Here is a 13,766-nt window from a genome sequence, read left to right on the forward strand (position 1 = left end):
GTTATTTTTCAAAATTCAGATAATCAAAAAAATATTCCGATATAATAACTACCTAAATTTAACACTTCATTTTGTATGAAAATATTTTAAAACTATTGAATAAGTTTAAATTGGAGCTTATTTCCCTATATAACTTACATATTAATAAATTCAATCATATTTAGCATAGGCATTAACATTGCTACTATTAGTGTAGTAATTAAAATACCTACAATTATTATTGTCAATGGTTGTGTTATAACTATTGTCTTATCTAAAAACTCTTCTAATTCTTCACCTAATATGTCTTCTAATGTTTTAAAACTTTCATTTAATGTACCCGATGCTTCACCAATAGCTATAACTTCAATAAAAAACTGTGGAAAAAAACTTGTCTCCATTAATGATTGTGCACAATTATTTCCTTGGAAAATCTTTAACATAGCCAAATTCATTTTCTCTTTCAAATATATATTTCCGATGTTATCAATCGTATATTCTAAGCTTTCTACTACATTTAAACCACTTCTCATAAGCAAATTCATGTTTGAACTAAAGTTTTCTCTAAATGTTTTCATCATTAGATTCCCTACAACAGGTATTTTGAATAAATTTTTAGAAACTTTTTTATTTACATATATTTTATTTTTTAAAATGTACATAACAAACATAATCATAAATAAAACTATTATAACTTTTACTTTATTAACCTTTAAATATTTACTTATTACTATATAAAACTTAGTTATATTAGGAAGAGACCCTTTATCTAAATTAAATTGGTTTATAAATGTAGGTAATATAGATGTCATGAAAAATATTTGTATAACCAACCCTAATGATAAAACTATTATTGGATATATTAATGAGGATACAAATTTTCTTTTCAGTTTATATTTGCTTTCATAATACTTTTCCATGTTTTCAAAAACTTTTTCTAAGTTTCCTGTTTCCTCACCTAGTTTTATCATATTTACTAATAATTTAGGATATAAGTTAGAAAACTTTTTCATAGCTTGGTTAAAACTTTCTCCACTTTCCACTTCATTTTTTATAATAGTTAAGCTTTTTTTTATTTGTTTATTATTTATTCTATATATCACCAAATTTATAATTTCCACAAAATTCATTCCTGATTTTAAAGATATGCTCATATACTTACAAAACATAGATATATCTTTATATGAAACTTTGCAAAATATTTTTTTTAATTTACTATCCTTAATCTTATAAAATTTTATGCAATATAAATTATTTTTCTTTAAATATTTTAATAGCTCTATACTGTTTTCTGCAGTTTCATATCCACTTATATTATTTCTGTTTTTATCTACAGCAAAATACTTATACTTCATTTACTTCATCCTTACTTATACAATTCAATTGTAAGTTTGCTATATATTCATCATAAGATGTTAATCCTAATAAAACTAAATTCTTAAGTTTTTGAGATAAAGAATTTTCTTTGTTATTAAAAGTATATTTTCTTAGTTCATTTATATCTTCATAATTCATTATTAATTGTTTATGTTTATCTTCTAAAAGCACCATTTCATAAACCATTTTTCTACCTACATATCCAGTATAATTACAACATTCACACCCATCTGGTTTAAATATGTTTTTAGGCTCATCTAAATTTAAATCTATCATCTCTTCTTTTGTTGTTGTATGGATCTTTTTACAATTATCACAAAGAGTTTTTACTAATCGTTGTGAAATAATAAGTACCAATGAATCTATAACTAGATACTTTGGAACTTTCATATCTATTAATCTTATAATTGATGATGGCGCATCATTGCAATGCATAGTAGATAATATCAAATGTCCTGTTAATGACGCTGTTATAGCTATTTGAGCAGCTTTCTCATCAATTATTTCGCCTACCATTATCACATCTGGGTCTTGTCTTAATATGCTACTTAAACTTCTTGTAAAATTTAATCCTACATTAGGGTTTATATTCACTTGATTAGCTTTTTCTATTTCATACTCAACTGGATTTTCCACAGTTACAATATTTTTTCTTTCCCTATCCATACTCATAACCATTGCATATAATGTAGTAGTTTTTCCGCTTCCTGTTGGTCCTGTTAATAAAATCATTCCATTTTGAGATTTAAGAAGCTTTTTTATTAATTTCTTATCTTGCTTTAAAAATTCTAATTCATCTAAAGAATATAAATTAGAATTAGCATATAATATTCTTATTACTATTTTCTCTCCATAAATTGTTGGAAGTGAGGATACTCTTAAATCTAACTCCTTATCCTCATATATAAATTTCATTTTTCCATCTTGTGGTTTTAATTTTTGGCTGATATCTAACGAAGATAATATTTTAATTCTATATATAATGTTTTCATATATCTCTAGTGGAAACTCCTCTACCTTTACTAAGTCTCCATTTATTCTAATTCGTATACCTACAGTATTTTTTCTAGGCTCTATGTGTATATCACTAGCTTTTTTCTCTATAGCTTCTTTTATAACAGCATCTAAAATTAATACTGCTGGAGATTTGTCTTCTTCATTTGCTGTAAGTTTTTGACTCTTATCTTCTTCCTTATGTTTTTCACTTTCTAATTTCTTTATGTTATATTTTAACTTTTCTTTTTCATAATGTCTGTTTATGAGATATAATATTGTTTTCTTATCTAAGATGTTTTGCTTTACAGTTCTTAGAGAAACAAATTCTATTTCTTCTACTGTCTCTTCATCTAAAAAGTTAGATACAAACAAATATATATTGTCATTATCTAATTTATAAGGCATCATTATATAATTTAATGCTGTTTCCTTGGAAATAACTTTCATTCCAGAATCTTCAACATCTATATTTTCTGCGAATTTTTTCTCCAATGTTATCACCCCTATATTTGAAGTTATTTCCAAGTAAAATATGTATATTCTTCTTCTTTGTAAATTTTTTGTAAATTATATTTGTTCATTAATATAAGAAAGTTTATTTCATACTTCCACTATAGACAAATTTAATAAGTATTATATAATTGAAGTTAGTTAAATAGTTTCCTAATTATCTAATTATTACAATGATGTCTATTTTTTAAGAAAGGAGAAATTTCTTTGTTTAATGATGTTTTCAAAGCACTGTCTGATCCTACACGAAGAAAAATTCTTGATTTACTCAAAAATAGCGATATGACTGCTGGTGAAATTTCAGATTCTTTTAACATATCCAAACCTAGCATATCTCACCATCTTTCATTATTAAAACAAGCAGATTTAGTTTCTGATGAAAGGAAAGGCCAATACATATATTATTCTTTAAACACTTCAGTGTTTGAGGATTTGATGAAATGGTTTATAGATTTGAGTAAAAGTAGTAAGGAGAAATAAATATGAAGAAAAAAAATATATTTATATTAACGTTAATAATTTTATCATTTATAATTTCTTTTATGTTCTATAACAAACTTCCTAATAATATTCCTATACATTGGGGGATTAATGGTGAAATAGATAGATATGGTCCAAAATATTACATATTTTTAGAACCAATTATTTTAGTTTTTTCATACTTATTATTTAAATTTTTGCCTAAAATAGATCCGCGAAAACATAACTATAAAAAATATGAAAAATCTTATGAAAACTCAATTTTTGCCTTTGTATTGTTTTTCTTTTCAATGTTTATATTAACATTGCTTGCTTCTTTAGGATATAATGTTCCAATAAGCAAATTTGTTCCCTTCTTTGTTGGAGTTCTATTTATTATTCTAGGTAACTATTTACCTAAATCTAGAAGCAACTTTTATTTTGGAATAAAAACTCCATGGACGCTTAGTGATGATACTGTATGGAGAAAAACTCATAGGCTTGGCGGAAAGCTCTTTACCATTACAGGTGTACTAACTTTAATTTCAACCCTATTATTCAATGGAACTACTTTATTTTCTATATTAATTACTTGTTTATTAATCTCTTCATTATTACCTTCAATAATGAGCTATGTCTATTTTAAAAATATTGAGAATAAAAAATAGAAGTCATTAAATATGACTTCTATTTTTTATAATATATAAGTATCTCCAGCACATATATTTTCTGCTGGTCCTGTCATCATTACTCCACTATCTGTTATTTCTATAAAAAGTCTTCCACCTGGTGCATCAACAGTAACACTTTTTTTAACAAATCCAAGTTTATTAGTAGCAACTACAGATGCACAACAACCAGTTCCACAAGCTAATGTTGGACCGGCTCCTCTTTCCCAAGTTTTCACTTCTATATGGCTATCATTTTTGATTTTACAAAAATTAACATTAGTTCCTTCTACGAATAGTTCATGTTTTTCAATTTTAGAACCTTCATTTACATTAAAATTATCACCATCATCTATTATAACAGTATGTGGAACACCCATAAGTAACGATGTTAATATATATTCTTTACCACCAACATTAAATCTTTTATTTATTATATTTTCATTATAATTAGCTTTAAAGTCTTTACAATCAAAAGATGGTTTACCCATATTTATTTTTACTCCTTGGATATCACCTTTACTAAAAATCAAATCAGCAATTTTTATTCCATCACCAGTTTGTATCTTCATAGTCTCTTTGCTTACATAGCCTTGTTCATAAACAAACTTTGCAAAACATCTTATTCCATTGCCACACATAGCTGCATAAGATCCATCTGCATTTATTATTATCATCTCTATATCAGCAACTTGACTTTTTCTTGCAACTAATATTCCATCTGCACCTATTCCAAATCTCCTATTACATAATTTCTTAGCTATCATTGATAAATCATTATATTGATTTTTAAAATCTTCAAAAACTATAAAATCATTACCTGCACCATGCATCTTGATAAAATTTATAGTCATAATCATTTCCCCCTATTCATTTTAATTTCTTAATAAATATAGTAAATTAAATTTTTATTTAAAATATCTGCTTATACGCACATACCTTTTTATGTTTGAAATTTAATTGTTTAATATAGGGTTCCAAGTTGACTTCTAAAATTATCCATTCCAAAACTTGGATACCTAAAATAGTGAGACATGCTTCGAATCACTTAAAATTCAACACTGTATCTTGTGTGAAAGTATTTTAAAGTTATTGAATAAATTTAAATTGGAGCTTGTTTCCCTATATATTTTAATATATTAATTATATAATAACACGATTCATTTACAAATTTCAAAAATCTTACCATAGTTATCTTTGTTAATGGTATACTATAAATATATTTTTATAAAAAATTTAAATAACTTTTATTTATAATAGTTATTTATTTCATATATTAAATTCCATAAGAAAGGATGATTCACATGGCATTAGATGGAATTTTTCTGCATAGTATAGTAAATGCATTAAAAGAAGATTTTTTAAATAGTAGAGTTGAAAAGATTAATCAACCGGAGAAAGATGAAATAATATTAACATTTAAAAAAAATAGAAAAACTCAAAAGTTACTTATTAGTGCTAGTTCTAATTTTGCTAGAATTAACATAACCAATAATAATAAAGAAAATCCATTAAAAGCACCAATGTTTTGTATGGTTCTTAGAAAATATCTAAATACAGCTACTTTAATAAATATAACTCAAATTGATAGTGACAGACTTATAGTATTGGATTTTGAAAGTAGTGATGAATTAGGTTTTAATAGTGTTTATTCTCTTATTGTGGAAATAATGGGTAGACATAGTAATATTTCTTTAGTTAGACAAAGAGATAATATAGTTATGGATAGCATAAAACATATAACTGCGGATATAAATACTTATAGGGTTTTATACTCTGGTGTAGAATATAAATATCCACCAGCTTCACCAAAACTTAATTCTTTTAATTTTTCCAAAGAAGATTTTAAAAATAGAGTTGTTGAATTATATAGTGAAAAAGCTATAGACAATAAATTCTTTACATCGATGTTCACAGGAGTTAGTAGTAACTTATCTAAAGAATTAATTTTTAGGCTTACTAAAAAAAATATTGATTTAAATTTAGATAATATAGAAAAAATCTATGATTTTTGTTTAGATATATTTTCAAAGATAAAAGAAAATGATTTTTTCTTTGCATCTTATTCAAATAATGGCATATTAAAAGATTTTCATTGTATAGAATTAACTTCTCTTGAAAATTTTCATTGTAAATCCTATGAAAACCCTTCAACATTAATAGAAGAATTTTATTTTGAAAAAGATAAACATGATAGATTAAATAATCGTAGCCATGATTTACAAAAAATTGTTAATAATAATATAGATAGAGTGAAGAAAAAAATTAGAATTTTACAAAATACATTAAAAGAATGTGAAGAAAAACAAAATATAAATCTGTACGGTGAGTTATTAACTGCTAACATATATTCTATAAAAAAAGGTGATAAATCTATAGATGTATTAAATTACTATAGTGAAAAAGAAGAATATATAACTATACCTTTAAATGAATTTAAAACACCTTCTGAAAATGTTCAAATTTACTATAAAAAATATACCAAATTAAAAAAAGCAGAAGAAAATGCAGTTGTTCAATTAAAAATTGCAAAAGATGAGCTTAATTATCTTGAATCAGTTATGGCTAATATAGTTAATGCAGATAACTATACTGAAATTGAAGACATTAAAAATGAATTAATAGAAACTGGATATATTGCTTTTAAAAAATCTAAAAAAAATTCTAAAAAGAAACCTTCTAAACCAATGCATTTTATATCTAGTGATAATATCGATATTTATGTAGGAAAAAATAATATTCAAAATGATTATTTAACATTAAAATTTGCTCATAAGAATGATATATGGCTTCATACAAAAAATATTCCTGGCTCTCATGTTATAATAAAATGTAACGGCGAAGTTCCTGAAAATACATTGCTTGAAGCTGCAAATCTAGCTGGTTATTACAGTAAAAGTAAAACATCCTCTAATGTTCCAGTGGATTATACAGAAGTCAAACATGTTAAGAAACCTTCTGGTTCTAAACCAGGAATGGTTATATATTACACTAATAAGACAATTTATATTACGCCAGAAATTCCTAAAGTCTCTCAAATATAAATTATAAATATAAAAAGGGTTAATTCAAACTAGAATTAACCCTTTTTACTATTTCTTTATATTATATTGATAATAATAACATTGTATTCTTCCGTTATATAATTTTCTATTCTTATCTGCTTTTTTACCAAAACATTTTTGAAAATCGTCAAAAGATGTTAGCGTGTAACATGACCAATCATTCAAATTATTATACATATTGGCAAACTCTTTATATAATACTTTTACTTCATTTTCATCTAGTAATCTTTCCCCATATGGTGGATTTGTTATTATAAGTCCATTTTTCTTTCTTGAACGTACACTTTGCATTGGAAGTTTTTGAAATTTTATAATATCATCTACACCAGCTTTTCTAGCATTATCCATAGCAGTTCTTAGTACTCTACCATCTATATCTGAAGCCAATACTTCTATTTGTTTATTATTTTCTGCCCTCTTAGCACCATCTCTAACTTGCGCCCACATTTCTTTTGACATATTAGGCCAAGTTTCACTTTCAAAAGTTCTATTTACTCCTGGAGCAATATTTCTCGCTATCATAGCCCCTTCTATTGCTATAGTTCCTGATCCACAGAATGGATCTAAAAGAATTCTTGAACCATCATATTTTGTAATTAATACCATTGCTGCTGCTAAAGTTTCCTTTAAAGGAGCATTTCCTGCATTTTCTCTATATCCTCTTTTATGAAGTCCAACACCAGATGTATCTATAGCTAAAGTTACAACATCTTTTAATATTGAAACTTCGATTTTATATACTGGACCGTCTTCATCAAACCAACTTGTATTATATTTTTCTTTCATTCTTTCTACTACTGCTTTTTTTACTATACTTTGGCAGTCTGGAACACTATGTAATGTTGATTTTACTGATTTTCCTATTACATGCATTTTTCCATCTCTAGGAATATGAAATCCCCAATTTACTGCTTTAGTTCCTTGAAATAATTCTTCAAAAGTTTTAGCAGTAAACTCTGCCATTTTTATAAATACTCTTTCTGCTGTTCTAAGATGTATGTTACATATTGCTATGTCCATCTCATCTCCTTCAAACATAACTCTTCCATTTTCAACTTTTAAATCTTCATATCCTAATTCTTTTAATTCCTTAGCTGTTATAGCTTCTAATCCAAATGTGGTAGTAGCAATAATTTCGTACATCATACTTTTAATCTCCTAGTTTTATTTAATCTTCTAATATATTCACTAAGTCTTCGCCGTCAGTTTCTTTTATTTTTACAAATATTATTTCTTTCTTTGATGTTGGTATATTTTTACCTACATAATCAGCTCTTATAGGAAGCTCTCTATGACCTCTATCTACTAATACAGCTAATTGTATCATTTTAGGTCTTCCTACATCTATTATAGCATCTAATGCTGCCCTTGCCGTTCTTCCTGTGTATAATACATCATCTACTAAAATTATCTTTTTGTTTTCAATTTCTATATCTATATGTGTATTTCCTACCTTAGGTTGTGCTGAAACTTCAGTTAAATCATCTCTATAAAGAGTAACATCAACACTACCTACTGGAACCTTTACTCCTTCAAATTTTTCTATCAATTCAGCTATTCTATTTGCTATTGGAACTCCTCTAGTTTTTATTCCTACTAAAATTACATCTTCTACACCTTTATTTTTTTCTATTATCTCATGTGAAATTCTTGTTAAAGTTCTTTTTATACCTGTATCATCTAATATTATTGATTTAACTTCCAAGACTTAAACCTCCCTATATCTTACTAATATTTCTTAAATTATCCAACAGCTTTTCAAAATACTGTGGTAATTGCGATGAAAATTCAACATATTCACCTTTTGTTGGGTGTATAAAACCTAAATCTTTCGCATGTAAAGCTTGACCTTGCAATTTAAATTTTTGTTTTTTGAATCCATATACTTCATCACCTAGTAAAGGATGACCTATGTGACTCATGTGAACTCTAATTTGATGGGTTCTACCTGTTTCAAGGTTACATTTAACAAGGGTATAACCTTTAAATCTTTCTATAACTTCATAATGAGTAACTGCATGCTTTCCATTCTTTACAACAGCCATTTTTATTCTTTCTACTGGATGCCTTCCTATAGGAGCATCTATTATTCCACTATCTGTTTTGATAACACCTTCAACTAATGCATAATAAGTTCTTGTTATGCTATGATCTTTAAATTGTTCTGCTAACCTATTATGAGCATTATCATTTTTAGCTATAACTAATATGCCTGAGGTATCTTTATCTATCCTATGAACTATACCAGGTCTTGCAACACCATTTATACCAGACAAATCTTTGCAATGATATAATAATGCATTTACCAAAGTTCCATTATAATTTCCTGGTGCTGGATGAACAACCATGTCCTTATCTTTATTAACAATAATAACATCACTATCTTCATATACTATATCCAATGGTATATCTTCAGCCTCTATTTCAAGTTCTCTAGGCTGTGGTACTTCTATATTTATTACATCTTCTAATTTTAATTTATAATTGCTTTTTTTTATTTTTTCATTTACTACTACTTTTTCATCTTCTATTAGTCCTTGAACATACGATCTAGACTTTCCCTCTAACTTTTCACTTATAAATAAGTCTAATCTTTTATTAATATTATCTTCATCTACTTTTAAAAGTATTTTTTCCATTAAATCTCGTCCTTTATTATACAAATTATTATAGCTACTGTACCTAAACTCACTAATATGTCTGCTACATTAAATGTTGGAAAATAATATACATCTTTATAATGTATACAAATAAAATCTACAACAAACTTATAAACTAATCTATCATAAAAATTTCCTAAAGCTCCTGCTATAATCATTGAAAATGCTATTCTTGTAAGCCTAAATGTTGGTTTTGCCTTTAATAAATAAAATATAATTCCACCAACTACAATAGTAGTTATTAAAACTAAAAACCATATCTTATCTTCTAATATTCCAAAAGCTGCGCCTCTATTTTCTAAATAATCCAATTTAAAAATATTATTTATTATTGTTATTCCATCTGTTCCTTTTAAATAACCTAATGCCCATAATTTAGTTACTCTATCAGCAAAAAATCCTATAATTATTATTAATAACTCTAAAATCATAAAACCCACCCCCTAAAAATAGACTTTAAGTATTTACTGTTAAAATTTCATTCTATTTTTTATATTAAGGTGTATATCTAGCTTTAGATATACACCTTAATATTACTAATCTAATATGGTAATTGATTCTTATATTGTGTATTACTGATACTTTCTATTGGGTCAACATAATAGTTATCATCATAATAATTATCATATTCTCCATCTATATCTATAAAACCATTAATACTTTCATACCCATTATTAAATTTATAAACAGAACTATCTGGTGCCTTATATGAATAATATGACGGCCTTTCACTATTTCTTAAATTCTTCATAGTTTCAATAGAATTATTTTTTACTTTAATTTCCTCATTAACCTTGTTTTCACACTCTATGCAATTCTCAGCATATGGAATAAAACTTAGTCTTTCCTGTGATATTAATTTACCACATAAATTACATTTACCATAATCACCACTATCTATTTTATTAATTGCATTATCTATTTTATTAAGTATAGTCTTTTCATTATTTTCAAGTGCTATATCCCTCGTCATGTCAAATAATGCTCCTGCACTATCTCCTGTATGATCATCATATACAGATATCTCACTTGCCATTTCAGCATTAGTATTTATTGATTTTTTAGGTTTCAATTCTTCTATAACTTCGTTTATCTTTTGTTTTTCTCTTATAAGTCTATTTTTAAAATAATTAAGATCATTTTTATTCATAATACATCACTCCTTAAAAGTTAATGTGTAATCTTAATTATTGTTTGTTTATAAGAGAATTTTATTATACTATTTTTATTACATTTTTTCTATTTTTAATACATCTTTAAAATAATTTAGCGATTTTGGAAAAGATATATCAGTGCATTCATAATTTTTTATTATAGTTTTTCCATGATTCTTGATTGCTGCAACTAGAAATGCTAATGCAATTCTATGATCATTATAGGAATCTATTTCTATATTTTTTTCTATTAAATTATCTATTGGTTTAATCTTTAAATTATATTTTCCATCTATAGTAGATTCAATTCCCATGTTTTGTAAATTTTCAATTATAGCTTCTACTCTATCACATTCTTTATACTTTAATTCTTCTACATTTTCAAACAAAGTATTTCCTTTAGCAAAAGCTGCTAAAACGCTTAAAATTGGAATTTCATCTATTATATTAGGAATTTCATCACTTTTCACTGTAACCCCATTCAAATTAGAACTCTCCACATATATATCTCCTATAAGTTCCTCATTTAAAAAGCCAGTTTTGTTTATAGATATATTAGCCCCCATTCGTTTTAATATATCTACATATTTAAGCCTTCCATCATTTAATAAAACATTATTTAATTTCATTTTAGATTTTTCAGATAAAATAGTAGCCCCTATTAAAAATGCTGCACTTGACGGATCGCCAGGAACAAATATATCTTTGCTCTCTATATTTGAATTTTCAATAGAAATTTTATTATTATTAATATTTATATTGGCATTTAAATACTTAAACAATTTTTCAGTATGATTTCTTGTTTTGTGAAATTCAGTAACTATAGTTTTTTCACTGGCTAAAAAACCAGCTATTAGTATTGATGATTTAACTTGTGCTGATGGAACTGTCATATTATATTCTATGCCCTTCAACCCGTCATTCTTATTTATTAGTAATGGAAGTTTCCCATTTTTAGATTCTATATGTCCATTCATAAGCGTTAATGGCTCAATAATTCTTTTCATTGGTCTATTTTGTAATGAATCATCACCAACTAATATAGCTTTAATATTTGCTCCACATAACAATCCAGAAATCAACCTTATTGTAGTACCTGAATTATTACAATTTACAGTACCAATATCTTTATTAAAATTAGTATAACCTGGAGAATCAACATATAAAACTCTGTTATTATCTACAATCTTTTCAATTACTATAACTCCAAGCTTTTTTATTATTTCTAAAGTCGTTAAACAATCTTTACTAAAAGAAAAGTTTTCTATTTTATATTTACCTTTAGGTATGCATCCAATAATAAGTGATCTATGTCCTATAGATTTATCACCTGGTATAGTTAAAGATATATCCCAATTTTTCTTGCTACCATATATACATATATCCATATTTATACTCTCCTAAAATAAATTTTCTATTTTTTTTATATTAGAAATTATTTCACTTAAGTTTTCTATTGATATTGTTTGTTTGGCATCGGATATAGCTTTATCAGGATTTATATGACTTTCTATTATAACGCCATCTCCTCCTGCTACAATTCCTGCTAAAGACATTTTCCCTACAAGCTCTCTTCGCCCTGTACCATGACTTGGATCAACTATTATTGGTATGTTATAATTTTCTTTTATTGCAGCAACTAAGTTTAAATCTAATGTATTTCTTGTATAAGTTTCAAAAGTTCTTATACCTCTTTCACAAAGAACAACATCTGGATTTCCACTACTTATTATGTATTCTGCTGCATTTAGCCATTCTGTAAGAGTAGCACTCATTCCTCTTTTTAAAAGTATTGGTATATTATAATTTCCAAGTTCTTTTAAAAGAGTATAGTTATACATGTTTCTAGATCCTACTTGTATCATATCCAAATGCTCTGCACAAGATTCTAAATCTCTTGCATCCATAATTTCAGTAACTATTGGCATATCAAATTCTTTTCCTACTTCATGAAGTATTTTAACACCTTCATGTTTTAGTCCTTGGAAATCATATGGAGAAGTTCTTGGTTTAAATGCCCCACCTCTTAAAATTTGCACACCACATTTTTTTAATCCACTAGTTATTTTTCTCATGGTTTCATAATCTTCTACTGAACATGGTCCAGATATTATAACTTTTTCTGGTCCACCTATAACTATATCTCTTACTCTTACATTTTTCTGTTTTTTAGACTTTTTATCTTCCAATAACATTAAGTATCACCTACATTGACTTTAACATATATCTTAATATGTTATTTGAATTCTGTACTGCTATATCCTTAAATTTTTCATAATCTATGTGAGCTCCATTATTAGCATTATCTGATATAGATCTTATTACTACAAATGGAACATGATTTAAATATGCAGCATGTGCTATACTAGCACCTTCCATTTCACATGCTAATGCATTAAATTCTGAATTTAACCATTTTATTTTTTCAACATTACCAATAAATTGATCGCCTGAAACTATTCTTCCAACAAAGCTTTTATGATTTTTCAATTGATTGCATGCTTCTTTACATAATTTTACTAATTTTTCATCACATTTAAAATCAAAAACGTCTAATCTTGGTATTTGACCAATTTTATCTCCAAATGCAGAAGTATCCATGTCATGTTGTACTAAATCTGAACCTATAACTATATCTCCAGGATATATTTCCATACCTATTCCACCAGCTATTCCAACATTAATAACTTTATCTACATAATAATCATCGCATAAAATTTGAGTGCAAATTGCAGCATTAACTTTACCTATTCCACATCTTACAATAACAACATTTTTACCGTATAATGTTCCTTTGTTAAACTCCATCATTGCTTTATTTTTTTTGCTTTCTATGTCCATTTCATCTATAAGACCTTTTACTTCTTCGTCCATTGCTCCTATAATTCCTATTACCAT

Annotated in this window: 14 protein-coding genes; 3 read left to right on the forward strand and 11 right to left on the reverse strand. The window is 26.3% G+C overall.

Going from position 1 to position 13,766, the window contains the following annotated elements:
- Window positions 1-134: 134 nt before the first annotated feature.
- Window positions 135-1,334 carry a type II secretion system F family protein gene (locus AZI32_RS05250; protein WP_061994848.1) on the reverse strand — a complete coding sequence of 400 codons (1,200 nt, stop codon included), beginning with the start codon at window positions 1,332-1,334 and terminating at the stop codon, window positions 135-137.
- Window positions 1,324-2,844: a GspE/PulE family protein gene (locus AZI32_RS05255; RefSeq protein ID WP_061994849.1), complete on the reverse strand. Its 1,521-nt coding sequence runs from the start codon at window positions 2,842-2,844 to the stop codon at window positions 1,324-1,326. Before AZI32_RS05255 ends, AZI32_RS05250 begins: the two co-directional genes overlap by 11 nt.
- 225 nt (window positions 2,845-3,069) lie before the next feature.
- On the opposite strand from AZI32_RS05255, the gene AZI32_RS05260 reads away from it, so the two are divergent.
- Window positions 3,070-3,342 carry an autorepressor SdpR family transcription factor gene (locus AZI32_RS05260; RefSeq protein ID WP_061994850.1) on the forward strand — a complete coding sequence of 91 codons (273 nt, stop codon included), beginning with the start codon at window positions 3,070-3,072 and terminating at the stop codon, window positions 3,340-3,342.
- 2 nt (window positions 3,343-3,344) lie between these two features.
- The gene (locus AZI32_RS05265; RefSeq protein WP_061994851.1) at window positions 3,345-3,989 is read left to right on the forward strand and encodes an SdpI family protein; all 645 of its coding nucleotides are present in this window, start codon (window positions 3,345-3,347) and stop codon (window positions 3,987-3,989) included.
- 26 nt (window positions 3,990-4,015) lie between these two features.
- Here AZI32_RS05265 and dapF read toward each other — a convergent pair whose 3' ends face one another.
- Window positions 4,016-4,837: a diaminopimelate epimerase gene (gene dapF / locus AZI32_RS05270; RefSeq protein WP_061995079.1), complete on the reverse strand. Its 822-nt coding sequence runs from the start codon at window positions 4,835-4,837 to the stop codon at window positions 4,016-4,018.
- A 456-nt stretch (window positions 4,838-5,293) separates the two neighbouring features.
- On the opposite strand from dapF, the gene AZI32_RS05275 reads away from it, so the two are divergent.
- Window positions 5,294-7,033 carry an NFACT RNA binding domain-containing protein gene (locus AZI32_RS05275; RefSeq protein ID WP_061994852.1) on the forward strand — a complete coding sequence of 580 codons (1,740 nt, stop codon included), beginning with the start codon at window positions 5,294-5,296 and terminating at the stop codon, window positions 7,031-7,033.
- 48 nt (window positions 7,034-7,081) lie between these two features.
- Here AZI32_RS05275 and AZI32_RS05280 read toward each other — a convergent pair whose 3' ends face one another.
- The 8 genes from AZI32_RS05280 to AZI32_RS05315 form a co-directional block, all read right to left on the reverse strand.
- The gene (locus tag AZI32_RS05280) at window positions 7,082-8,200 is read right to left on the reverse strand and encodes a class I SAM-dependent RNA methyltransferase (RefSeq protein ID WP_061994853.1); all 1,119 of its coding nucleotides are present in this window, start codon (window positions 8,198-8,200) and stop codon (window positions 7,082-7,084) included.
- 22 nt (window positions 8,201-8,222) lie between these two features.
- Entirely contained in the window at window positions 8,223-8,759 is a 537-nt protein-coding gene (gene pyrR / locus AZI32_RS05285; RefSeq protein ID WP_061994854.1) for a bifunctional pyr operon transcriptional regulator/uracil phosphoribosyltransferase PyrR, read from the reverse strand.
- 13 nt (window positions 8,760-8,772) lie between these two features.
- Window positions 8,773-9,693: an RluA family pseudouridine synthase gene (locus tag AZI32_RS05290; RefSeq protein WP_061994855.1), complete on the reverse strand. Its 921-nt coding sequence runs from the start codon at window positions 9,691-9,693 to the stop codon at window positions 8,773-8,775.
- Complete coding sequence (lspA, locus tag AZI32_RS05295; protein ID WP_061994856.1) at window positions 9,693-10,145, reverse strand: signal peptidase II; 453 nt, start codon at window positions 10,143-10,145, stop codon at window positions 9,693-9,695. Before lspA ends, AZI32_RS05290 begins: the two co-directional genes overlap by 1 nt.
- Window positions 10,146-10,255: 110 nt before the next feature.
- Window positions 10,256-10,864, reverse strand: a complete 609-nt coding sequence (locus AZI32_RS05300; protein ID WP_061994857.1) for a TraR/DksA C4-type zinc finger protein — start codon at window positions 10,862-10,864, stop codon at window positions 10,256-10,258.
- A 78-nt stretch (window positions 10,865-10,942) separates the two neighbouring features.
- Window positions 10,943-12,256, reverse strand: a complete 1,314-nt coding sequence (aroA, locus tag AZI32_RS05305) for a 3-phosphoshikimate 1-carboxyvinyltransferase (protein ID WP_061994858.1) — start codon at window positions 12,254-12,256, stop codon at window positions 10,943-10,945.
- 12 nt (window positions 12,257-12,268) lie between these two features.
- A complete protein-coding gene (gene aroF, locus AZI32_RS05310; protein WP_061994859.1) occupies window positions 12,269-13,063 on the reverse strand; it encodes a 3-deoxy-7-phosphoheptulonate synthase in 795 nt (264 codons plus the stop codon).
- A 10-nt stretch (window positions 13,064-13,073) separates the two neighbouring features.
- Window positions 13,074-13,766, reverse strand: coding sequence for a 5'-methylthioadenosine/adenosylhomocysteine nucleosidase (locus tag AZI32_RS05315; protein WP_061994860.1), 693 nt, complete (start codon window positions 13,764-13,766; stop codon window positions 13,074-13,076).

The sequence above is a fragment of the Clostridium sp. ATCC 25772 genome, assembly GCF_001573875.1.
Classification (GTDB): domain Bacteria; phylum Bacillota; class Clostridia; order Clostridiales; family Clostridiaceae; genus Clostridium_J; species Clostridium_J senegalense.